This is a genomic window from Nitrospirota bacterium (assembly GCA_030684575.1).
Lineage (GTDB): Bacteria > Nitrospirota > Nitrospiria > Nitrospirales > Nitrospiraceae > Palsa-1315.
Genome location: JAUXVD010000014.1, coordinates 265,273 through 291,065, shown reverse-complemented (window position 1 = coordinate 291,065; position 25,793 = coordinate 265,273). Strand labels below are relative to the sequence as shown.

Genomic DNA, 25,793 nt, shown 5'->3' with positions numbered 1-25,793 from the left:
CAGGTCGGATGATTCTAGGCCGCGCCTCCCATGGAGTCAAATGACTCACGGACGGCCTGGCTTTACACGCTTTCGACAAAGCTTCGCAGTTTCTTGCTCCGGCTCGGATGCCGCAACTTGCGCAGCGCTTTAGCCTCGATTTGCCGGATGCGCTCACGGGTCACTTCAAAGTCCTGCCCGACTTCTTCCAGGGTGTGGTCGGTGGCTTCGCCGATCCCAAACCGCTTCCGCAAGACTTTTTCTTCTCGCGGGGTCAGCGTTTCCAGCGCACTGTTGATCTGGCGCTGCAAATCGTACCGAATCGCGGCTTCCAACGGAGAGACCGCCTTCTTATCTTCGATGAAATCACCCAAATGACTGTCTTCTTCTTCACCGATCGGCGTCTCCAGAGAAATCGGCTCACGCGCGATCTTGAGAATCTTCCGAACCTTATCGAGCGGCAAGTCCATCCGTTCGGCAATTTCCTCCGGTAACGGCTCCCGTCCAAGTTTCTGAACCAGATGGCGTGATGTCCGGATCAGCTTATTGATTGTTTCAATCATATGCACCGGAATGCGGATCGTACGCGCCTGGTCCGCAATGGCCCGAGTGATCGCCTGCCGGATCCACCACGTGGCGTAGGTGCTGAACTTGTACCCGCGCTGATACTCAAACTTATCCACCGCCTTCATTAACCCGATATTGCCTTCCTGAATCAGATCCAGAAACTGCAATCCGCGATTCGTATACTTCTTGGCAATGCTCACCACAAGACGCAGATTGGCCTCGACCAGTTCCGCCTTCCCACGCTTCACCTTGTCCTCGGCGACATCCAGATGCTTCACGGCATCTTTGATTTCCTCCGCCGGCACCAAGGCCTCTTCCGTTTCCAACTGCTTAATCCGCGCCTTCGCCGCCTGATAGATTTTTTTGATGTCCGACAGGGTCTCCTCGGAGACTCCGGCCTTTCGTCTGACCGCCAGAAAATCCGGCCTCGTCCGGCACATTTTCCTGAGCTGCTCGGCGCCGGCCTCGCCGCCGATTCCAATGCGCCGCTGACAGCTGGCCACCTCTCGCTCCGCCATACGGAACTGGACGGCCAAATCACGCACCCGCTGCACCATGCGATCCTTCAGCACGCCGTGCAGATTCACCGACTCAATTTTATCGACGACCTGCTGACGCGCCAGATCGAACTGCTTCTTGTATTGTTTTTGCTTCGCAGGATCACTCCCGATAGACTTTTCTTTCTCGACAAGGGCCTTGAGCGATAACGAGACCTTTCGGACCGTGTTCAAAGCCTCAAGCGTTTTCACCCGCAGCTCTTCATAATCCCGTTCAATCGGCTGCTGCTCCTCTTCGAGCTCCTCTTCCGTTTCCTTCACCGGCACGATCTCGCGCACATCAATCTTTCCGTCCTTGAGCTGATCGCGCAGGGCCAGCACAAACTCGATGGTCATCGGCAAGCCGTAGATCACCGACGCCACTTCCTTCTTCCCTTCTTCGATCCGCTTCGCGATCTCGATTTCCCCTTCGCGGCTCAGCAACGCCACACTGCCCATTTCCTTCAAATACAGGCGAACAGGGTCATCCGTGCGGCTGAGGGCGCCGGGCGTGAGGTCGATCGGCTTTTCGTTTTCTTCCTCGGCTTCCGCCTCAGTCTCGGTCTCGGCTTCCTCCGCATCGTCGGCGGCCTCGCCCCGCTCCGTGCGCTTCTGCGTCCGCTCGCCATCCGGCGCATCCACAATCTCAATGTCCAATTCGCCGAACATCGTCATGATGCTGCCGAATTGCTCGGAAGACACCACTTCTGCAGGCAACGTGCTATTCAACTCGTCGTAGGTCAAAAAGCCTTTCTCTTTCCCGATTGCGATTAGCTTTTTGACTTCGCCGAGTAACTCTTGTTTCGCCATGACTACTCCTTCACTAAGGACAATATCCCGGTTGCAGGCCGATTGGCCTTTTGCATGCTCAATTCATTCACTTGTGCATTCAATATCCGCGCATCGTCTCCACGGCCCTCCCGTTCGGCAGCCTTGAGTTGCGCGGTCAAATCTCGAAACGCGGCCTCGGCTCGTTTCCGCTCCAAGGTCTCTAAACAGCCCGCAACGTGGGCAGGCACATCGTCAAAGTGGTCTTCCCGCACGGACAACTCCGTCGCCAGCGACCCGCAATCCGGATGATCGGCCACCGCATCGAGCAGCAACCTGAGTCCAACTCGGCCATCCCGATCGAGATGGGTCAACGCCGCCTCGACGAGCATACGACAGGCCGGAACCGAAAAGGCCTCGGGCCGTAGCCGTTGCATATCGGCAGCGGTCAAATGCCCGTGCAATAGCAAATACACCAGGTCTCGCTCTTCGCTCACACCCTTGAATGTCGCCGGAGAGGGACTGGCCGGTTGAGACGTTGCCGGTCGGCGGCCCTCCGACTGCACCAGCGCTGGATACCGTTCGATCAATCGTTGCTGGCTAACCCCCAATCGCTCGGCCACCACACGAATCCGTTCCTCTCGTTCGATCGGGTGCTCACTCTTTTGCAGAATCCGCAACACATCGTCCACGCTACGGATTCGCCCTTCGATCGTACTGGAATCGGTTGTACTCAAACTATGCTCGAGCGCAAAGTCGAGGAGGCTCGGAGATTGCTCTTCCAGCTGTGCAAACGCCTCCGGCCCCTCCTTCCGCACATACGTATCGGGGTCCTCGCCTGCCGGCAACGAGACAACTTTCACGCCAAGTCCGCTATTCACGAACAGATCGAGCCCCCGCAATGCAGCACGCACCCCGGCCTGATCAGGATCGAACAACAGGACAACTTTCGAAGCGAACCGCCTGAGTACCTGAATGTGCTCCGCCGTCAGTGCGGTTCCCAACGTCGCAACCGTATGGGTCAACCCGGCTTGATGAAGGGCAACCGCATCGAAATACCCTTCCACGACGATCACCGTCTTCAGCCTGGCTACGGCTTCACGCGCAAGGTCTAACGCGTAGAGTGTCTGCCCCTTCTTAAACAAGGGAGTATCCGGAGAGTTCAGGTACTTCGGGGTCCCCTCGCCAAGAATGCGGCCACCAAAACCGACAACCCGCTTGCGCAGATCCGTAATGGGGAACATCACCCTGGCGCGAAACCGGTCATAGGACCCGGACGCCTGCTCTCTCGCCACCGTCAATCCCGCAGCGGCTAAATCACTCTGCGCAAACCCCTGTTGACTCAGCGCCTTGATGAGCCCGTCCCACTCAGCCGGCGCGTAACCAATCTCAAACCGCTCGATTGTCTCAGCCTGAATGCCTCGACTCGCCAGGTAATCCCGCGCTGTCGCACCAGCCGATCCATCTCGTAAATTCTGCTGAAACCACGCCGTCACGGCCCGATTCAATGGCTCGAGACGACTCATCTGTGCGGCCTGAGGCCCGGCATTCGGCCCGCTCTCGGGCACGACAATTCCAAACTTCTGTCCAAGGTCACGGACCGTCTCGGGAAAACTCGCACCGGTGATCCGCATCAAAAACGCAAACACGTTGCCGCCCGCACCGCAACCGAAACAATGAAAAATCTGGCGAGAAGGACTCACCGTAAAGGAGGGCGATTTTTCCTGATGGAAGGGACAGAGACCTTTCAGGTTCTGGCCGGCCCGGGTCAAACTCACGTGATGGCCAACCACCTCCGCGATATCGACCCGATCTCTGACTTGATTGATCACGTCTTCAGAAATCAGACCTCGGCCCACGGGAGTCGCAGCTCCTATTCCCCCACCTGCACCGGTGAGGAAGGTAAACGTAAGTGGTCGTAAAATAGACCGTTCAGGGTAGCAGACGGGAAAGAAATCTGTCAACGTGGTGGAAACAGGCTAGCCGGGAGGCCAGGCAAGATGGCGTCCGCCTAACACATGAAGATGCAGGTGCAAGACACTCTGCCCACCATGTGCACCGGTATTGACGACCAAACGGTGTCCGGAGTCTGTAATCCCCTTTATTTTCGCGATCTTGTTACCGGCCAGCATCAAGCGCCCGAGCAGCTCGACATCTGCCGCTTGCAGTTCAGCAATCGAGGTCACATGCTTCCGGGGGATGACGAGTGTATGCGTCGGAGCCTGGGGATTGATATCGTCGAACGCGACCACCAGATCGTCCTCATACACGAGCGCGGCAGGAATGGTTCTCGCCACAATCTTGCAAAAGAGGCATTCGCTCATGAAGTTGGCTCCTTTCTCAAGCCAGACTTTCCAAACCGAGTCGCCAACTCTTGATAGATTTCCTGCGGTGTGATGCCGTGGTGCCCCAAAGCCACCAACGTATGGAATAACAGATCTGCCGTTTCGTAAACGATCTCGTCCTTCTTCCCACCCTTGCCGGCAATCGCCACCTCCCCGGCTTCCTCGACGACTTTCTTCAAGATACGATCGACTCCGCCTTGCAGCAGTTTTGAAGTATACGACTCGCTTGATGGTTGCTGCTTTCGCTCTTGGATCATCTGGTAGAGGCGCTCAAGAATTCCACCCCAGGACTCGGACGTTTTCGTCTCGGGAGAATCAAGACGGGAAAAGAAGCAGGCCCGCTCACCCGTATGGCAAGTCGGACCGACTGGCTCGACCTTCACAAGCAGGGCATCGCCGTCACAATCGAAAAACAGATCTTTGAGCTGCAGCTTGTGCCCCGAGGTCTCACCCTTCTCCCACAATGCCTTGCGCGACCGACTCCAGAAATGCACCGACTTCGTGTCGAGAGTCTTTTGCAGCGCCTCTCGGTTCATGTAGGCCACCATCAGGACCGTGCCATCTCGCCAATCCTGTACGACTGCCGGAATGAGCCCCTGCGTATCGAATTTCAATCGCTCCACATCCATTATCGAACCGCTACTCCCTTCTGACGAAGATAGGCTTTCGCTTCCGGAATCGTGTGAGTCCGGAAATGGAAAATCGACGCAGCCAGGACCGCATCCGCCTTGCCTCTGACGAATCCATCGTAGAGGTGATCCAAGTTTCCCACGCCGCCCGATGCAATCACCGGAATCGAGACGGCCTCCGATACTGCGGACGTCAGCGCGAGATCATATCCCTGCTGTTGCCCATCTTGATCCATACTCGTGAGCAAAATTTCACCGGCCCCATACTGGGCCATCCTCTTCGCCCATTCAACGACATCGAGACCGGTCGACTTACGGCCGCCATGGGTGAAGACTTCCCAGCCTGCTGCCGGCACGGCACGATGTTTGGCATCGATCGCCACGACGATACATTGTGTCCCGAATCGCTCCGCCGCTTCCTTCACAAATTCAGGCCGTTGAACCGCCGCCGTATTGATGCTCACCTTATCAGCGCCCGCATTCAACAGAGCCCGAATATCCTCAAGCGTTCGCACGCCGCCGCCAACGGTCAACGGCATAAACACCCTCGCCGCCGTCCGTTCGACCACGTCGATGATCGTTTTTCGATTCTCATGGGAGGCCGTGATATCGAGGAAGCAGAGTTCGTCAGCGCCTTCGCGATCGTAGGCCGTAGCCACTTCGACTGGATCTCCCGCATCGCGCAAATTCACAAAGCTCACGCCTTTGACGACGCGGCCGTCTTTGACATCGAGACAGGGAATAATCCGTTTGGTCAACATGCCGACTCGTGAATCGTAAACTGTAAAACGTGAAAGGAAACCGTCAGTAAAGAATTCCTCACGCGTAGCCCTACTCAGCCCCAAGGGCCGCAAGAGCGGCCCGATAATCTAACTTGCCATCGTAGAGCGCCTTCCCGACAATCGCCCCTTCAACTCGTGGTCCGAGCGCCTGGACTGCTCGCACGTCTTCAATACGAGAAATCCCCCCGGACGCGATGACCGGGAAGGAGGACAACTCAACCACTTCTCGCAACGCCACCAGATTCGGTCCACCCAACATACCATCGCGGGCAATGTCCGTATAAATCACAGCCCCCAAGTCATGGCCCGCCAACTCCTTGAGCAAATCGGTCGCCTTCGTCTCCGATACCGATGTCCAGCCCTTGACGGCCACCTTCCCATCCCGCGCATCCAGGCCCAAGAGAATCTGACGAGGGAACTCCAAGCAGGCCTTCTCCAAGAAAGACCGATCGGTCAATGCCGCCGTGCCGAGCACCACCCTGCTCACACCAGCCCCGAGGTAACGACGCACCGTTTCGATCGACCGGATCCCGCCCCCCACCTGCACCTTCACGCTCACGGTGCGAATGATCGCCTCGATCTGGGACAGATTGCGCGGCTCACCCTCCACCGCTCCGTTCAGATCCACCACATGGATCAGCGTCGCACCGCCTTGCTGCCATTGCCTCGCCACAGCCGGCACATCGTCTGAATAGACCGTCTCAGCCGTCATATCGCCCTGACGCAACCGCACGCACCGGCCATCTTTTAAATCGATCGCGGGAATAATGAGCATGGACACAACCGTCTCCTGTTACTGTTCTTCTGCCGTTCCAAATGGAAATTCACGGAGTAGATGGTCGACCCCGTAGATCGCCAACTCCTCCACCGTGACAAACACTCCATGCCGTTGAATGAAACCCATCACGTCTTCCGTCATCGGTCGCTGCTTCTCGTAGTAATTCCCTTCCCACAGGATTTGCCCATCGGCGGCGATGACCTTCGCTTCAAACCCCACTGTGGCCGGGGGACTGGCACCAAAGCGACCACCAACCCGCTCCTGATACACCGACACTTGACCGATCAGCGACGCATCGACCTTGAGCTGTTTCGCCATGGTCATCGCCAATGCCTGCCCAGTGGAAAATTGAGGCGTCGCCTGAGACGCCAATGCTTTTGCGGCCTCACTCGGCGCAAGTACGGTCACACCCTGCCGAGACTTCAACCGGCTCCAGAGTAGTTGCGTGACTGTTGCCCCAGCGCCAGCCGGCACGGTCACGGTTTGCCGAAGGGGCTGTTCAGTATTCGGTGGTACCGCAAGCGCCATATCAGAGCGGCGAGCTCCCTGAGGCGCGGAGAAACCCTGATCGACAACATCCCTGACTTGTGGTGTCGCGAGCGTGGTGAAGGGGATCAAGGCGATGGTACGAATCTGATACCGCGGCAACTCCGCAGACGATTTCGTCGTGACTTTCGATCCACTGCAGCCGGCAACCGTCAACAAAGCCAGTCCCGCCAAGGCCACCGACCATCCCTTGTTGCGCATCATACTCATGCCCAGGCTCCAAAATTTTTGATCAGCCGTAACCCGACCTCCTGGCTCTTTTCAGGATGGAATTGGCAGGCCACGACATTGTCCCTCCAGATACTCGAGACAAACGCCGTCCCGTAATCCGTCCTCGTTGCCGCAACCGTCTTGTCAGAAGGGGCGACATAAAATGAATGCACAAAATACCAGTATGATCCATCGGGAATCCCCTCAAACAGGGGACAGGGCCGCTCCATCATGACGTTGTTCCAACCCATATGCGGCACCTTCAACCCCTGGTCGGCAGCAAACCGCTTGACCTTGCCAGGGATGATGCCGAGCCCCTTGTGCGTACCAAATTCTTCACTTTCCTCAAACAATAATTGGAGTCCCAGGCAGATTCCCAAAAATGGCTTACCTGATTGAATCGCTGCGCGAATCGGCTCTGCAAGCCCATACCGCTCGATGTTGGTCATACAATCGCCAAATGCGCCGACACCGGGCAGTACGACATGGCTCGCATTTCTGATCACCCCCAGATCACGAGTGACGACCGCCTGGTGCCCCACCGCCTCAAAGGCCTTGGAGACACTGCGAAGATTGCCCATGCCGTAGTCGATAATCGCAATCATGACACTTTCTTGCAGGACGCTGAAAAAATCCGCCAGCTTCGTTCTCGACTCATCGAAATGCCGTTCTACCAAGTGTCGTTCTTCCGCAACCTTCTGGAAGCGAAACGCTTGGGGCAGGGGCTAAGAGAAAGACTCTTGTCCCTCTCCTACCTATTGCCCCACGGCTCCTACCCCTTGCCTGACCATAAGGCCGTAACAATACCGCAACCAGAATGATCCTGCCACTAGCAAACGACCTATCCAGCCGCAGCGGGAATCTCCACCAGAATTGCCGAAGGTCAACGCTCGAATATTGATAGGAGGTGGGTGAACCAGGAGCCTGAGCCAACACGAACCATGGTGGCCGACATGGACGACAACATGTCGATCGCATCAGACAATCGGTCCCCAGCCTCACCGCCCTATACCGATTCTGGTCACAGGCGAAAGACACTGCCAGCAGGGACCGCGATATGGATCTCTCCGTACTTGTGTGCTACCCAACTTCCGCGATGCGTCGATTCGAACTCACCCAAGAACTTGCTACCCAAACTTCATCGTGATGTCGATCTTGTAGGTTTGCGTACCGCGTCAACGGTGATGCAGATGCAGGTGATCTCGATGGGAGAATGCCTCAATGCGCCAAACGAACCGCCTCAGCAAAAGCTCGAAATGTACGTGTTTTCAGTCTATGTCAGACCCAACAAGGAACGGCGCAGGATACTAAAAATAATCAGCGCGAGCGGATTGATGTACCGCTGACGACGTCGTCCTAACCCAAGCGACGAGCATCGAGCGGTACCTTCAGAGGATTCTCGAATGGTATGTGAAACGACAAGAATCTCTTCGCGAAACAGACCAACCATGTATGTCGTAAGCCAACTGAATCTTGGCGTGCCACAAGGCAGTCGTGACGCATTTACCCTTCTGCAAATATCGGGCACCGTCTCAGCCGACCTGGCAACCCGAATGCAGCACATCGTTGGCTTCGGCAACGTAGCCGCACATGAATACACCCGCCTACATTGGGATATGGTCTACGCCATCATTACCAAACAGTTGGAAGATCTCCGCACGTTCTCATCGACCATCGTCAACGCGTTTCCCTAATTCAGCCATCGCGGATTGATCGATCACCCCACGGGCTCCAAAATGCTGTACGACACGAGCAAGTATTCCATTGAGCGAGAAATGTCAAAGATGGCGGTCGCCAGAGAACCGCTGAAGAGCGGCGGCCCCACAGCCACACCGTTCGCTATGGTGCGCACTGCGGTAATGTTGAACTTCCCGCGGACAAAGTATGGAAATAACGAGGCGTCGATCCGGATCTCACGTCGAGCGTCATCCCCCTCTACCTGGAGCGCACGCCATTCAGCCGGGAAGTCATGGCGCAGACTGACAAGGAGTTTCAACCCATCCGTAGGTATCCCATTGAGCGTTCGGACCAGACCGGAGGCGACAGAGCGAGCATAGTCATCACCTCCCTCGCGGGCTGTGTATCGGATATGCAGAACCAGGTCCGCGATTGTATCGTAGTCAAACGCCTTAAATTCAGTCGGCAATGAAAACTGCCATATCGACTCCGCCCCCTGCCCTTCGAATGGCAAGTATCGGTCATCGTGGAAATTCAATTCGAAGAGACCGCCGTCGTTTTGCCCAGAACTCGTCGCAATCGACTGTTCTGAGCCGGATAATGTTTCTTTGTGCGCATCACCGATTTGTGAAACTTTGCGGATGCGGCTCGATTGGAGTGTCAGCGTCCCGCTCACGCTCGTGTACGGTCCGGCCACACAAGGCACCGACAGGCTCACACTCTTGATGCGACGGAAGTAGTGGCCTGGAAAATCTAGATCGAACAGGGCTTCGGGAACATGGAATGCGCATTGGCCGCTCGATCGCAAAGCGATCAGCGCCAACGGATCGAGTTGTCGTAGCGAGACGTGCTTGGTGATCTCCAACTCACGTGTGTTTCGATGCAAGTATGCCGTCTCCAGCCGACGAAGATCCTGTGCCAGGCGGTCGCCGGCGAGTAAACCCTTGCGTCCGGCATCCCAGTGGTCGAAACCGACAAGGTTCGTACCGATTTCACGTTCGTAGTGCGCTGCGGCCTCGGCCTGCTTGGCGAGGTCGAAGGCCATGCGATAGCACTGATAGTGCAGAGCGCTGAGCTGCGACGACATCCAGTTGTAGAGCTGGGTGTTCGTAAACTTGTCGCGCTGCATGGCGCGTACTTCTTCGGCATCGGCAATCTGAGCTTCGTGGTTGCGCTGGTCTTGCTTGGCGATATTCAAGCGGATTTCAGCGGCGATGATTTGCTGGTCGATCTGGGCAAGTTCGCGGCCTGCTGTCTCGACTTGATGACGCCACTCATCTGCCCGCCGCTCGTGGCTCGCAGTGAAGCCTGCCATGGAAGCATCGAACGTGTGCTGCTGGGCGACGATGCTGGCAATCGAGGCGCCAGCTCGTAAGGCATTACCAATATTGGTGCCGCCCACCTTAACAAAGCTCGTCATACCCAACGCAATATCCGGGAATGCGTAGGCAATCGAGGCGCCTAAACTAAGCGCGGCACTGGTTAGCTCTGCATTGTGCGCACGGTCGAGATCCGTGATCTGTGCCGCTTCGCTGGGGGACGTGAATGCCTGCAGGTTGCCAGCAAAGAAATCCAAACGCGCTTGCACAACCGATTTCGATCTGTGTACGCCCTCAAGACCCGCCTCGGCCTCCTCAATCTGCTGCCGCTTAATCTCTGACACCCGCTTGAGCATCCCGACCTCATGGCGGGAGTGCAACTGCGCCAGCACTTCACCGTCTCGCTTTTCCAGGGCGCTGAGCAACGCATTACCGAATGACCGAACCTCGTGACAGAATTCCAGCGCCTTTTGCAAAAGAGGCTGAAAACGATAGTGAGGAGTGCGCGCGCCCAGGGCCATAGACAGTGCGGTGCCGATGTCTAGTCCAGCGGCACGAGCCCGCACCAGTAAAGCAGGGTCGATGGGCGGCGCAAAGAGCGCAAGCTGCCGGGTGTGGCCCTCGATATCCATGCAATGGCGAATCTTAAATAGCCGGTCGTCGATTGTTGCCCGCAGGTCGCGTAACCGCGGATTGCTCGGGATGCAGAAATACAGCATCGATGGTCCCGGCGACGGTTCGTCGGAAGCCCTACCCTCTCCACGAGCGAAAGGCAGACCGCTTTCAATATCGATCAGCGCATTCCCAAGCTCATCGATGGAGTCAGGGGCCGATAGTTCCGCGTAACTCTTGGCATCGGGGGAATGCGCGGGCAACTCGACTGGCTGATCGCCGAGAATATGGGACGCCAGAACATAGAGCTGCGTCGCTTCGTTGATGGACTCCATCGTGTCACGACGGAACAGGCTGTCTGCCCATTCAATAAGATTCTCCACATACTTCTGCACCACGGTCTTCATATAGGCCACAAGTCGGAGTGACGCGAGTGCATGTGGATTAAACGGGTCCTTCCGCCATTGTTCCACTTGTTCCGCCACATCGGCATTCCCTGCCCAGAGCCGGCGCAGCATGGCTTCCAACGATTCGGCTGGCCCCGCCCACTTCTGGGCATCATTGAACAAGGGCTTCACACGCCAATACTTCTTCGGTCCCTGATGTGGCGATACGTCGGTCGGGTCGAAGATCGTATGGAACCAGCGTTGCGCCTCTTCATGCCGCTGGCTCTTCCGCAACTGCTCGGCCAACATCAACGGCACGTGGAAGAACAATTCCCAGTTGTACAAGGCGTAGGCACCGACGGATGAGAAGTCAAATTCGTCGACGGGATATGGCTTGGCTACCACTGCCGTATTCGGGGTAAGCGTGGTCTCCACCCATGTCTCATTACGTACCGTAAGCTGCCTTGGATGACGACGCGCCCCTCCAACTGGAATCACCACTCCGAATGGTGCCCATTCACCCTGGCGGTACAGACCATCGACACCTTCGCTACGAATCACCTCGAGCAGATCGCACATGAAAGGATGCTCACCCGCTTCAAGCACATACCGCGAAGGAAACAGCCAGAGGTAAAAGCCACTTGCCAGCCGAGGACTGATGGGACCTGTCTTTCGAATTGCCAGAAGCTGACGGCCTTGGTACTGAAACACATATGGCTGGTCAGTATTAAACTGCGCATGCTGTTGACTCGGCACCAAACGGTAGCCTTCGATGGACTTCATAAACACGTCAACCGCCGGCCGGTCATCTCGAAGGGCACCTCCGAACGAATCCCGCAATTCATCAGAAAGTAATGCGAATGCCGCAAGCAGGATTCCACCTAGTCCGCCACGATCAAGGAGCTCGACGACGTTCCTAACCCCAGTCGACGCAATACGCTCTGGCTCAGCAATTCCGCCCGTTCGAAGGCGAGTGCCAGCCGAAGCTTCGTCTATTGACTCCCGCAACCCTTGTTCGAATGGGGCCACGGATGGGGGGAGAAGACGGAAGACAGAATACGGTAAACGTAGAGCTCGCAACTCACCGGTACAGGAATCGTACGCGAAACCAGCTGATGCGATTTCGATACCCTGTGCTGCGCCAAGGGCACGAGTAGAAGGGGTGAAATAGTCATAGACCAGAACGTCCATGCCGCCCTCTCTGAATCGAGGCCGGAGCGACAATGCCGCTCGATTCAATGGTAGACGAATGACGTCTCTGGATATGGATGGCGCAGACCACTGACCAAATTCTCGAGTTGAGACATGAAGCGTCATCTCTAGGAGTCTCAACGACACTTCGCCTTGCTTCTGCTCTACCTCCTGCCACTGTGGCCAGAACAGCATCGGACGGCGGTTGTGAACAGCCAAGACAAGATGGTCGGAGTCGATGCTGAGATCGAGCTTCTCCCACGGAGTCCATGATAGATCATCTTGCCTGGTACGATAATAATGGACATGCGGCCTGGCCCTGGTACGACCGACCATATGGATCACCCGGCGAGATGCTGTGTCCCCGTCAGCCAGCGGTTCCTCGTACGGCTCCTCAAACAAGGCCCGGATGTCGAGATTCGAAACCTCATGCATCTGAACCAGATAGTGACGCAGAGCCTTCTCCACGGTTTCTGGTTTGATCTCGTCTTGAAGTAGCTCGTTCTCAAGCACTTCGAAGAATGGGCTCTTCCCTACGCGTAAGTCCGGCTCGATCCAATTTTCCGGATAAAGGAACACCTTTCGCGCGGCCTCCCAGACACGATAATTCTTGAGCCAGGCCCATTCTCTCCACGTCGTAATGGACGAAACGTCGCCGAGCAACACGCCGGCATCGATCTCCAGATTCTGGGTACATCGTTGGACGAACAGCTGCACCGCCGAGTGCGCCTGCACAAGGCGTGAAGTCAGTTGGCACGGGCCCATCTGCACATCGATCAGCACATAGGCGTACACGTCGTCGGGCGTGTTCCAACGAGGAATGACGGTATTGGAGTGAAGAATCTGTCCCAGCAGCGCATCGCGCTGTTGGGCACGCAGGCGATCCATCGCCGGCGTCAGGGCCTTGAAGTAGTCTCTCTCGGTCGCGAATCGTCTCCTCACAAGCGCGGTCAGCTCATCGGTGCGCAGGCCCGCATCAACTGCCGTCCGAAGGGTCTGGGCATCCTGCGCAAAGAGCCGGCGCTGTTGAAGCCAAAAGACGCTACGCTTCAGCCGTTGATAGGTATGTGGGTCACGCCAGGTGTCCGCCTCTGATGGGCGAAGGCCTAACGCCACCGCCAACGTATTCAATGCATCGCCGCCGATCGTTCCTGGAGTCGCGATCGATCGCCCCCAGGCAGTCAAGGCATCAACGGATGCTGCCATATCGGCTGAGGTGGTCTGCATGATCGCCAGAAGTCTTGGCTCACGCGCAGCGATCGACGCCTGCACAACGCTCGCGATGAGTAACCCGCGAATCTGATCGAGCATCAGCCGGGCATCGCCACCACGTACCGGCAACGTAGTGAAATTGAGCCAACGAACCCCATCGCGCGGAAGTTGGGCCAAGAAACCGACGTCATCACCCGTAAAACGCAGCAGTTCGAGTAATCGGCAGGTCTTGATGATCCGAAGAAGAATGCCCTTAGCCTGGTCGCGCAACGGATCGGATGGCGCCTCCGCGAGGTCAATGAAGGCCTGTACCGCCGCCGGAGATCCAGCGCTGGCGTCAACCCTCACTAATGCGGGCATGCTCCCCTGATCCGCCGCCACTTGTGAGACAAACGTGGCACTTGTAATCTCCGTGAGTTGTTGAAGGGCCGCCGCCGTTTGCCTCGTTGCTATCGTCGATTCAACCGGCAACGCGCCTGCATCAGTCGCGCTCGCAGCCTGAATCGCAGCGATAATCTGGTCGAGATAGCGGGTGGCATCCTCTTCGCGTGCAGCAAAAACCGGAGGCGAGAGGTCTTCGTTCTGTAGGAGATACCGGAGCTCCACCGGATCGATCCCCGACTCAACGACCAGGCCGCACTCCTGCAGCATCTGCTCGAGTCGGCGCAACCGTTCGGGGCCGTCCACATCTGCGAGCAGATCAGGCAATCCTAGCGCGGTCAGAGCCGCAGGTTCGAATTCTTCAAGCTGGGCCAACGCAAGCCATTGTGCGCGAGCCGTGCGAGATGCGGATGAGCCGAGATCTCCGGATGTCTCGCGCAACGCCACCATTCGCTGAGCCACAGACTCCGGAGTGACTCCCAACCGCTTTGCCAACGACACAAGCCTGGCAACGGCAACCATATCGAAGGCAGGGTGTTCCGCATCGACTCCCAGCGCATCCATCACAGCAAGAAGGGTGCTCGTCGACCATCCCATACGCAGCCGCAACCGCAGAGCACGATGTAGCAGATCAAACGCAGCCGTTCTGGTCGCACCAACGAAGTCGGCCACACCACCACCAGATTCCACTCGTTGCTTCACGCGATGGAGATCGACGTCGCACGGATCGTCGCCACGGTCGACGATCATGCGCCAACCGGCCCAGGGTGGAGACTCGATCAAGGCATACAATTCCGCCGCTTCAAGCCCGGACCGCTTCAGCAAGCCGTTCGCCCCGCCGATCCTGATGAGATCCTCGTTCCAGTTCCTCGCGCCCCAAGCATTCCGCACGGCTGTCTCGTCGGTCTCCACGACGTGATCCAGTACATCCCATGTCGCTCGGTTGAGACCGGAACGGGCCAAGGCCACGGTTGATTCATTGCCCCCCAGTATCTCCAACACCTCGACGGCGGATGTTCCGAGCAGGTCAACCTCGATACGGGCGCGCTCAAAATCACGGTCGAATGGGAGTTGCCACGGATACCGTCCTTGCTGAAGTGGCCCATCGGGACCATACAACGACACGGTGCGACCATCGACCACCGGCTCGGCACGGAGCGCATCAGCGGAGCCATCAGCCGGCGTTTGTGGCGTCGACGCAGCATCAAAGTCGAGACGCGAGTTCGGCAAAGTCGCCACAAGGCGCTCCAGATGCTCGATTACGAGATCGATATACGGCAGCGGGGTCTCGGCGTTCGCGCAATCGAGTTTCAAGTGCCAGAGATCAGGCCGCCGCCGTCGCAGGATATCGGCCAGCGAATCTCCGCCACGGGGTGCCCTCGCATCTATGTCCTTCAAGAATTCCAGCAACGCGACCAGGTAGGCTGCCGGGCCATGCGCCGACCCGCAGGCTGGACAGTGACAGCCATTGCCGGAACCGAACAGCTCAGTCCATCTCGCAAGTTGCCCAGTCGGCTGGATGTGAGGAAACACGGGAATATGGGGGCCCAGGTAGTTGAGGAGTCCGGTGAAGATCAGCATAGCCGAACTCGCGCGAGACTTGGCATTGCGATAGATCTCGTCGGCAGCCTTGGCGCCGGCAAGAGACACGACGTCTCGCCTGAACGCCCCTTTCCCCTTCAGCGCAATCTTCGTTGCAGAGTCGTAGCCCTGTCCCAGCAACAGCGTCATATACTCGTGGCGGCGTGTATCCGGAACAATGCGGGCTACCGCCACTTCTTTCTTCAACTGAACAACCAGCTCTGCCTTCGGCGTCTGGATGCCTTTCAGGTTCGCCTTGTCGAGCGAGTCGTCGATCGACGACTGGAGTAGGTTGAATTCAGGGTTCAGCGACAGGAAGAGCCCGACATCTCGCCGTACGGGCTGAGCCGCCTCGCGCAATCGGTACATCACAGCGTGGGTGGGAAAGGCACCTTCCACTTGATCCGTCAGTGCCTCGGCATAGGCATCGGCCGTCTTAAATTCCTTCGGCAAGCCATTGCCCTCGGCGGTCTTGCTTGCCACGCTCCGCCACTGCTCACGCGTCAGCGAGGCGAGTTCTTGCACTGTGCCAAACGACTTTGCGAAATCAGCCTGCAACGCTTTCAGAGTCGGCACATGCCCCCCGAGCCACGCATCGGTTTCAATGGCAAACCGAGTCGTATTGACCGCTGGGGCCGGCACACCGGCATCCGCCAGCGTCTTCCACCACAACTGCGGATCTTCTCCCGCTGTTCGCTCCAGCAACAACCCGGCAATCTGGCGTTGTACTTGGGAAGTCAGCGTCGTGCCAGACAGCAACAGTCCCACAGGCCTGGTAAAAGTCCTTGACGACCCATCCGCGGCTGAAAAAGTGAGATCCACTGCCAATTCTTGGAGCTTCTGCACCACGAAATCGCTTTGAGAAGAGAGCGCCTGCGGCACTTCTTTGGCAGCCACCGCTTGTTTGAGCGCAGCCCGCCAGCGGCTCGAACCGGCTTGCAGCAACTGCGGCCAATCCGGAGACAGCCCCTGCCGAAGGAATGCATAGAACGCCTCGGTCGGCAATTGATGTTGCCGATGCTCGACCGCCCAACGATACGCATGCCGCAACAACTGGAGATGCAGCAAGGTGATACCGGTTTCACCATGCAGGAATTGCAGGTCTTCGTCGGTGAGGTCTTGGAGAAGAACGTTTTCGATAATCGGCACCAACTCACGGTGATACCGTGTCCATTCTGAATCAAGATGCAACTGGTCGGCAGAAACGGTGAGGTGTATCTCAGCGTGAACCGGCGCATTGAAGAGCGTGCCTGACTTGGCGAGTTCGCGTTTGCCGTCCAGGGACATGACACGCACGACAAGATCGGCGCGGCCTTTCTCAGCGCGCATAAATTGCGCAGGCGAGTATCCAATTTGGTAGCGGCCCTGAGCATCGGTCGCAGCCGTGCCCAATGTTTGCTCTTGCCGCAAGTCTCGATCGAACGCGCGCACAAGCATATCCGCCAAAGGCTTGTCGGTCGTGTCTTTCACAACTCCCCGCACCACGAGCTGCTTGGCTGGCACCTGGATATTCAGTTTGAATTGTGCGGGAGCATTGTTCTTTTTCTTGCTCGTGAACAGCACCTCGTGTTGGTCGTCATAGACACAGGCGACCACATCGGCGCCGCCACGTTCCTTTTTGGTATTACGAAAATCAATGTCCCTGTAGGTAATCTTGTAGGCGCCGGTTGCATCCGTGATGGCTTGTCCAAGTGTGTCCTGGCTTGATTCATCCTTGTCGTAGGCAACAACGGTCAGGCCTGCAGCCGGCGCTCCATTGGCATAAGTCACCTTGCCTAATACGAGATAGGCTCGTCGTGAATCACCCTGCTTTGCCGCTCCGCGCGTTGCTGGTTTTGGAGGTGCGGTGGGCTTTGTTACCGCCGTGCCTTTCGATTTCTTTGGCATGAATTATCTCCTCATGAGGGATGAGAACAGGTCGATGATATCGACAAATGACCTTCAAGACTCACATTCCATGACCGCTGAGATATATAATTGCCCCACTCAGGCAAGGTAGGCCTGTTCAACTTCTCAAACGAAGCTGCTCCTCGTCGATACGAGTATTCCATCCATGCCCCCTACCCCGATTGCGTTCTCCTGAAGAAATGTGTGCCTACTGGGAGGTTAGTTGCATCACCGGCAACCCTTGAGGGTGGTTACCATACGTCAGGAGAAAATACCCGGCTTCAAATCGCCAGCATCATGTCCTCCTGATGCCAGACGGCTTCCGCCTGGCATGCTCTATCGCAGCTGAGAAAGCCTCTGTACCCCGCCGTTTACTGTTTGGTCTTCACTGCGATCACCGGTCTTGTAGGCCTCTCGCTATTACAGTGGAAAGCCAAATATCGACATGCTCTCACCAATCTCACTGGCACGTTCTCTTAACTGTCGTAAACGCTCCTCCCGTTCACTCGGCGTTTCGGAATAGGGCTCTGTCACGTCGTGAGCCGGAAATAAGAATGAGTCCATAACGACCTGACCGCCTGCGGATTCGATCACATATCGCACATACCCATTAGAGTTTGGGCCTAGCAGGCCGTAAGTTGGAAGATTGATATAATCACCCCTCTCATCCTGTCGCGAGAAATAGGCACTGATTTCTAGCAGGCGCTCTTCAAATTGCGCATCCTCTGAGGGGTCCGCAGGTCGCGTAATGGCATCTTCATGAAGGGTATACGTCTCAGTGTGAGCCTCCCAGTAAGCCAGGCGAGGATCTGCAGTACGCTCCCCAATTCCTTCAGCATCTCCAACTTCAACGACAAAGTCCCCCTCATCAGTAGTGACTCGTAGAAATGCATGCCGAAACGGCCCGACAACAGATTCGGAGTACAAAGAGACCCCTCGTGGGTGGTGCTGTCTCCAATAATCAGTCAACACTGCCCGTGTTTGATCGTTCTCGTCGTTGGCGTAAAGAAACCTTTCCAGCGTTGGCAGCTCAACTGAGACTACTTCTGAAAACGTCAGCCCTGTAATCTCCCCATCTTCGATAGTCGGCTGAACAAGCAGGCCGTTCTCAATGGAGACGTAACCAGACTCACGAGCTGGCTCAGGCGCTTCTTCAAGAGAAAAGCACATGTCGAATTCACAATCTGTGCTTTGCGTACCGGCGTTGTCCAATAAGCCAATAGGATCACCCTGAGAATATGAATAGATGTTGCCTCCCCCCTCTAGCCCAATCGGATCCGTGCTTCCCCACCGCCCCAACCATGGAATCAGATATCGAGCATTGTGATAACTCAACCTAGTCTCTTCATCACGCTCCATCCCCGTATACCGATACCGTTTCGCAGTCGCTCGCACTGACCCGACCAAGTGATACGCTGTTGTTCCATAGGGATGAAATTCTTCACAGCCGACGATCTGCGCCGTTTCATCCAGCTCCAGCGCGACGGATCCCAGATGGTTGCCGTATTGGTAGCGCATCAACACACCTGTGCCGAGCGCAGCATTGTCCGTTGCAATGACGTCATCGACAAACAACACCCGCTGGTCATCGACAAACAAATGATGGGTTTCGATCTCCTCGACGATGGGACCGCCCGGTGCATACCGCCGATAGAGTTCCATGCCGCCCATGTACAGCCGTTCCTCAACAGCACGGCCAGTGCGTTCTATGCGCTTCCTGGTCCGTTGCTTCCCAATATCGTAGGCGTACCAGGCTCGCCCTCCGCCGCCCAAGTCCATGCCTTCGATCATGTCGCGCCAATCCCACCGGATGCGGGATGGTTCCGAGACGTTCTCGAGATTCAGCATCGAGCCGTGGAGATCGTAGGCATAGCGGACCGACTCGACCTCGTCCCCACCGATCCAGGTGCGCAATAGGCGATTGTTGTCCTCTGCCGTCTCGTACTCCCTGGTCCAGCCTCCTCCATCCGCGCTATGCCGCATGGCGATGAAGTTGCCGACGGAATCGTACAAATAGCGCTGCCGATACTGTCGCAATTCGCGATCGGTGGGGAAGCTCTCCACCCGGAAGGATTCGTTGGCAGGGCCAGGCGGTCGTGAGCCAAACTGAGCGCTTTCGCGACCCGTCGCTTCGACCAGCCGATTGAGCGCGTCGTACACATAGAAACTGCGCGGCTCGACGGCTTGGTTGCGGAAGAACACTGGCGTCCAGGCTTCGTCCTCGATCTCAGCGATGTTCCCAATCTCATCGTAGGTGTAGTGCAGTTGCTGGACGACACGCTCGTCGCTCAGGTTGGAGCGAAAGCCTGGGAACGGTAGTTCAGTTGCCGTCCTCGTCGTGCGCAACTGCATGAGCCGAAAGGTCCGTGGATCATAGGCATACCGGGTCTCGGTGCCGTTGCCATGACGCAACCGCAAGCGTTGGCCCTTGGCGTTATAGGCAATGCGCTGCACGGCGCGCCAGATTTTCCCACCGATAGGAACGCCATCGTTCCAGTCCGCACCGATGCTCATATCTTCCGACTCCAACACTCCGCGAGCGTTGTAAACCGGACTGTACAGAGCCACACGGCGGGGGCTGCGGTGCCAGTTGGCCAGCAGCGTCATACGACCCAGGGCGTCATGCCTGGTGTGCCGGGTGAATGTTTCGGTTTCGAGTTGTGATGCGCGGACGACCTCGTCGCCTTGCCAATCGATGATGCGCGTTGTGGTATGGCGAGTCAGACGGCGCTCCTCCTGTTGCACCTGGCCGGTGAAGCTGAGTTGCAGCAGTTCCATGCGTCCGCTGGGATCGTCATGGGTGATGGCTTGGCCGATCAGGTTGCGTGCGCGGGCATCATTGATATCGATCCCCTCATCGACATTGGCTATATCGCGGTACTCAAATCTCTCGACAACGGCGGCATCGGACTCGCCGAGCCGCAGCCATTGCTGGAGCGGCCGATGCAACTGGTCGTACTCGGTGTGGGCGAGGCGCGCTTCGGGATGCTTCTGCCCCTCAGCGTCGAGCACGTCGTTGAGATCCCACGCCAGAAAAGTTTTTCCTGCTGCATCGTTCAGCGACCAACGGTCGCCGGCATCCATGCTGTGCTGAAACAGAAGATTCCCTGCGATGTCGTAGCAGGGCACGCTGCCGCCTGGTACGTCTTCGCTTGCATCGCTGTCTGGCTTCGGCGGATGGATGTACTGCATGACCAGATTGCCGCGAGCATCGCGTACCCACAGAGGCTTCCCTTCGACATCGAGCTTGGTGTGGGTGAGGTGGAACTCGTCGCGCCAGCCCCAGTCGCCCACGGACCATTCAATGGCCGGCCGCGCTGTCTCATCCGGCACTCGGTTGTGGGTAATCGTGATGACTTCGCGACCGAGGCTATCGAGATGTGTCTGACCAGGCGTATCGGCCGACTTGGCCGCGAGCCAAGCAGCACGGAATTCCGACGAGACGGTCAGAGCTCCATCGATCCCGCGTGGCAATGGAACCGTTGGATCAGGGCTACCGCGTTCGACATACCAGGCGCTGTCGAGCACGGTATCGCCTGCATCGAATTGCCGCGCATGCCACGGCGAAAACTCCACCTTCGTGTAGGTGCCGTCCGGCAAGTCAGTGCGTACCACACGACCAACCGCATCGTAGAACAGGATGGGCGTGATACCTTCCTCGCGCGGCATTTCGCAGCCAAATCGTTCACTGAAGAATGGCTCGTACTGCTTAACTGGCTTGCCCTTGTTATTGAGCATGGTCAGGCCGTTGACGATCCAGCGCAACGGTCCTCCATCAACCTCGGGCTCAGCCTGCGTCTTCTTCATGAGCACGTTGCCACTGCCGTCGGAACAGTCCAGCGCCACTTGCAACGGACTGAACTCCCCTCCTGGCTGCGTGGAATGGATCTCGCGTGAGATGGTACAAGCCATGGCCGGGCGCGCGGCCCAAGCGGTCACATTTCCATCAGCATCACGGGCTTCGCCAAAATGGTAGACGAAGCGGCTGCCGGCCCTGGCCAACCAGGCGCGGGCTTGAGACTCGCTCAATGTGTACGACGTGCAGAAGGCCTGCACAGCTCCCACGCTGGGGTTGCGTCGCGAGCTATCGGAATGGAAGGCGTCAAGGTCGTCGCCTTCCCAACCAGCACCCACTGGCTTTCCCTTGATGGCGACGGCGATGACCTGGCCCAGCATGTCGAGAATGGCTTCAGTGTGATTACCATTGGCATCCACCATTTCGACCGGTGCCAGCATACGATGATCGAACCGTATGACCTCCGTTCGGTTGCGGCGGGCGTCGGTAACGCGCTGCACATAGAGATCGAGCGGGTCGTATTGCAGCGTGGTGACCACGCCGAACTGATCGGTATAGCGCTCGGGCAAATAGAAATGTCGGGCCGCATCCTCGGCAAACCCGGCAATGCCGGAGCGTCTCCAGTATTCGCCGGTGACAGGATCGCGCTGGTAGCCACTATGCTGCGGGTCGTCGAGCAGGCTGCGAGCCGTGATGCCGGGGTGTAATTCCCATGCCACCATGTCCGTGGGCATATCGGGCAAGCTGTCGGGAGTTTGAAAGATCGCCGCCAGCAGGTCGTTGGTCAGCGCGAGTCTGTAGCCCTCGTACTTCAGTCCCCGTGGTCCATGCTGGCCGAAGGGTACGTGGTTGGCCGGGGCTGCATCATCGTCGGCATCATCAAAGAACAATGTGCGCTGATGTTCGACCAGGCGACGCTGCGGTGCCGTTGCATCCGGGAGTCGGTGGTACGGTAACAAGGCCACATCGATGGGCACGGCAAACTCGTCGAGCAGCGAGTAATGGTCGCTCAGGCGCAACGCGGCAAAGTCTTGCGGCTGAAAGTAGAAGTCTGCTACAGGCCTGACGCCGGCGAGCTCAAAGCTGCGCACTTCGTAGGGCAGCCGCAGACGATGGTGGCGTAGCGCGGTGTCAGCCTCGGCGGTGGCCGGCACCAGCACATCCGATGTGTAGCGAATTTCCGTATAGGCCAGATGCCGCTCATCCTGCACGGCTCTGATGCGTCGACTCGCGGCCTCCCCGATCACCGGGTCTTCGTGCCGCCGGACGCGTGGGTAGCCGACGGCGATGGTCTGTAGCGGTTGGCCCAGTTCATCTACACGGAGCGTCAGCGTATGCGCGATGCGTGGATCGGCCTGCACCACGCCACCGGGCTCGGGCAACGACTGTTCATACTGGTAGCTGAGCGCCTCGCTCTCGGTGACCAGAAAAGTTGCGTGCCGGTTAGGGCCGCGCGGCTGCAGACGCTGGATACGGCAGTTGTGTGTGGCGGCGGAGAAGATGCGTGCGAGGCGGTGTCGCGGCATGACGGCGGTGAGCGCGTCGATGTCGAGTTCGTAGATCTCCTGCCGCAAGACCATACCTTTGCAGGCGCGCAGGGCCTCACGCCATTCGTCAGCATCCAGTCCTTCATCGAGCTGCGGTTCTGGCAATTCGCGCTCGTGGAAGTCGCCGTCGAGGCGGTACCGCGCCGGGAAGTACTCACGCTTGAATTGCAAGAGCACGAGGCGGCGGTCTGTGGCCGCGCCGGTATGGAACCAGGTGATGGTTTTCACCGGTGGCTGAAACAGTCGCTGGTCTTCGGTGATCCAGGGACTGCCGGCGTTAGCGCCAGCAAAACGACCGCAATCTTCCACATCGACTTGTTCGACACGGCCAAATCCACGAAACTCGCGCTCGATGCCGTCGAAACAGCCATGGTGATAGCTGTAGGTGGAGCTGAACGTGGTGCCACGCCACTGGTCGCGCACGGTAACTCTGCTGACGCAATACACCGAAAACGGCAGACGTGTGATCCATGGCGTCCCGGCGAGCTTGTCGGCGACATAGAAGCGAGTCGACGGTGTGTACTCGATCTCTGTACTACCGCCAAGACTGTTGCCCGTCTCGATTAACAAATGCGGCTTACCTTGGCTCATCACGTCGATGTAGCGCACTGGGCGCGCAGCATCCCCCGGTAGATGCGAGTTCCATACGAGGCAGGCCGTGCCGCTGCCGAGAAGATCGACAACCTGAACGGCGGCGAGATTCTCAGTGGCCACTGGCAGATCCAGGTGCTGCGAATCGCTGAGCGCATTGCCGCTGCGGTTGAAGTATAGCTGCGCCCCGTCCCGGCCTAGATACATAATATCGGTTGGGCCACTGCCGTCGATATCAGCCAAACGAATACGGCGTGGGTCGTAGAGGTCCGGTGCTTCGAAGCGCGGCGCATTGCCGAGTGTGACCTTGGCGCCGAAGGAGCCATACCCCTGGTTGGGCCAGTAGCACACCTCGCCGTTTCGAATACGGACCAAGTCGGTGAGCCCATCGCCACACATGTCGGCGAGGAACATCGTCTGTGTCCCATCGGCAAATACACAGCGCGGGCCTTGCTCTTCATCGGGACGCCAACGTGTTTGTTCAGCGCCTCCGTAGCCTCGACGCGCTTCGCTTGGATACCAGGTATAGGCTTCATGCTCGGTGATGAGCACGTCCGCATGGCCATCGCCGGTCAAGTCGAGAAAACGCAGATTGACATCAGCCCAATCGATATTCGGGAGCGATGCGAACGGAATGTGGTCTCGCCAGCGGCCTGTATCGTCCTGTCCATAAAAGCCCGGCAGCGCACCGTTCATGGACACCAATTCGAGTTGACCGTCGCCATCGAGATCCAGCAGCTGCGTCGCACCGGGAGCATGCATCGCCTGCATCGGCTGCTCGCTGACGCAGCGGCTCTCAGCGAATCGGCCCCCGCCAAGATTGGGCTTGTAGTGCCACGCTCCCAGCTGCTCGCTGAGGACGCCAGGCAGCCCCTCGCCTTCCAAATCGATCCATTGATGGCCAGGACCTTGAGTGCCGACGGGAAGATTGTCGAGTTGGCTCGCGTCAATGCTACGCAGCGTGGCGTCAATTTCTGGTTCGCTGTACTTGAATGTGATCGGTGGAAACTGGCGCGAATCGTAACGTCCGTCGCTGCGTCGCTGGTAGGCTCGTCGCTCAACAGCGATCAATCGAGTGAAGCCGGACTGAGCACCGTCGGCGGCATCCAGTGGCTCCCGATACACCAGATCCGTGGAGCGAACGAGACAGTTGTTGCCGACATCGTCATCTTCCGCGATGTGATGGAACATGAGCACCCGCCGGCACAGCCGATAGGTGCGAACCTCGAAGGTCGGCCGGTACATCGAGAACGGATCACGGCGTGCGATCCAGGGCTGCGCCTCCTCTACAGGGTCCGGCATGTCGGTGTCGTGCTCGCCATAGTCGAACACGACCTCAAACAACCAGTCGCGAGGAAGCGGTGTCGGTGCCGTCGAGATGAGATCGGGCCGATAGGGCGTGCGGTTGCCGTAGCAAATGCGTTTAATGTGACGATTGGCGCTACGAGTCACATCACTGCGATTGGCTTCGTGCAATGTAGAAACGGTGACCCGTTGAGAGTTTTCGGCCTTGTAGCCGTAGACGATGAGATTGCCTTTATCGTCGTAGCTCTCGCAGATCAACCAGGAATAGATACGCGACGGATCGGCTGGGTCGAGGATGCGGCTCTCCGCTGACTTTCCATACCATGTAGTGACATTGTCGCGAGAGATCGACCGCCAGAACACGTCGGACACATCAGCCGGATTGGTCCAGCGCTCGATGCGCGCGAAAAGGCCTTCGACACGGGGACGGAACAGTTCGACACGATACGGGCGACCGTTAAGGCGTTGATCTAAAAGACGCGGATGCCATTCTCTACCGCGCGCTTCAAGTACCGGCACTAAGTCTTCGACGGACGACAACAGAAAGACATCGGAATGTTGGCCATCCCGGTAACGCGGCAGACCTTTGTCCGTCTTGCGGGTAATCACTGGCAGCGCAAGATTCCACCCCAGACCAAATGGGCCATTGCCTGCGCCCGAGTTGTAGCTCAGAGAAAGCTGCGGCCCAAAGCCTGAACGGCCTGGGCTCGTCGCGAGTGGCACCGACATTGAGCCGGTCCCGGTGACGGGACTCGCAGTAAACTTCTCCCCAATCCCGCGGATCGCCCCGCCACCTTTCGGCAGCGAAATAGCTGGTGGAGCAGGTTGGAGTGAATCCTTGGGCGCTTCTATGTTGTTGGGATCGCTCCCTTTGGTATCGAGCATGTCAACTTTCAATTTGGTTCAGAGCGCTGGGCGCAGGTTGGCAGAAACATAGGAACCCGTCAACGGGCTTTTCGAGAGGATTAGGAACAGCTATCTCTAGGAATACACACCCACAGTATGGGGAAGGACACGAGGGGATTAGATGAGTGAATGGGATCTTGCGTACTCACGCACGCGAACGGTACGACGTGAAATGCGAAATGCAGGACTGCTGTGCGGCAACTGAAGATGGCTTCCCTGATGTGGTGCGTCACACTGAAACTTTTCTCCACAGTTTTTTCCA

Annotated in this window: 11 protein-coding genes; 1 reads left to right on the top strand and 10 read right to left on the bottom strand. The window is 57.6% G+C overall.

Annotated features, from left to right (window positions below):
- Window positions 1-62 precede the first annotated feature (62 nt).
- The 8 genes from rpoD to hisH form a co-directional block, all read right to left on the bottom strand.
- Window positions 63-1,892: an RNA polymerase sigma factor RpoD gene (rpoD, locus tag Q8N00_11260; GenBank protein MDP2383372.1), complete on the bottom strand. Its 1,830-nt coding sequence runs from the start codon at window positions 1,890-1,892 to the stop codon at window positions 63-65.
- Between the two features lie 2 nt (window positions 1,893-1,894).
- Complete coding sequence (dnaG, locus tag Q8N00_11255) at window positions 1,895-3,709, bottom strand: DNA primase (protein MDP2383371.1); 1,815 nt, start codon at window positions 3,707-3,709, stop codon at window positions 1,895-1,897.
- Between the two features lie 120 nt (window positions 3,710-3,829).
- A complete protein-coding gene (locus tag Q8N00_11250) occupies window positions 3,830-4,174 on the bottom strand; it encodes a histidine triad nucleotide-binding protein (protein ID MDP2383370.1) in 345 nt (114 codons plus the stop codon).
- Window positions 4,171-4,824 (bottom strand): bifunctional phosphoribosyl-AMP cyclohydrolase/phosphoribosyl-ATP diphosphatase HisIE, encoded by a 654-nt coding sequence (gene hisIE / locus Q8N00_11245; GenBank protein MDP2383369.1) that lies wholly within the window; start codon window positions 4,822-4,824, stop codon window positions 4,171-4,173. The genes Q8N00_11250 and hisIE overlap by 4 nt, the downstream gene beginning before the upstream one ends.
- Window positions 4,824-5,585 carry an imidazole glycerol phosphate synthase subunit HisF gene (gene hisF / locus Q8N00_11240; GenBank protein MDP2383368.1) on the bottom strand — a complete coding sequence of 254 codons (762 nt, stop codon included), beginning with the start codon at window positions 5,583-5,585 and terminating at the stop codon, window positions 4,824-4,826. The genes hisIE and hisF overlap by 1 nt, the downstream gene beginning before the upstream one ends.
- Before the next feature lie 70 nt (window positions 5,586-5,655).
- A complete protein-coding gene (gene hisA / locus Q8N00_11235; protein MDP2383367.1) occupies window positions 5,656-6,381 on the bottom strand; it encodes a 1-(5-phosphoribosyl)-5-[(5-phosphoribosylamino)methylideneamino]imidazole-4-carboxamide isomerase in 726 nt (241 codons plus the stop codon).
- Window positions 6,382-6,399: 18 nt separating this feature from the next.
- Entirely contained in the window at window positions 6,400-7,140 is a 741-nt protein-coding gene (locus Q8N00_11230; protein MDP2383366.1) for a hypothetical protein, read from the bottom strand.
- Window positions 7,137-7,745, bottom strand: a complete 609-nt coding sequence (hisH, locus tag Q8N00_11225; GenBank protein MDP2383365.1) for an imidazole glycerol phosphate synthase subunit HisH — start codon at window positions 7,743-7,745, stop codon at window positions 7,137-7,139. The genes Q8N00_11230 and hisH overlap by 4 nt, the downstream gene beginning before the upstream one ends.
- Window positions 7,746-8,588: 843 nt before the next feature.
- Between hisH and Q8N00_11220 the strand changes: the two genes are divergently transcribed.
- Entirely contained in the window at window positions 8,589-8,834 is a 246-nt protein-coding gene (locus Q8N00_11220; protein MDP2383364.1) for a DUF86 domain-containing protein, read from the top strand.
- A 23-nt stretch (window positions 8,835-8,857) separates the two neighbouring features.
- Here the strand turns inward: Q8N00_11220 and Q8N00_11215 are convergent, their stop codons facing one another.
- Together Q8N00_11215 and Q8N00_11210 are read right to left on the bottom strand one after the other, a co-directional pair.
- Window positions 8,858-17,386: a neuraminidase-like domain-containing protein gene (locus Q8N00_11215; GenBank protein ID MDP2383363.1), complete on the bottom strand. Its 8,529-nt coding sequence runs from the start codon at window positions 17,384-17,386 to the stop codon at window positions 8,858-8,860.
- A 420-nt stretch (window positions 17,387-17,806) separates the two neighbouring features.
- Window positions 17,807-25,510: a SpvB/TcaC N-terminal domain-containing protein gene (locus Q8N00_11210; protein ID MDP2383362.1), complete on the bottom strand. Its 7,704-nt coding sequence runs from the start codon at window positions 25,508-25,510 to the stop codon at window positions 17,807-17,809.
- Window positions 25,511-25,793: the final 283 nt, after the last annotated feature.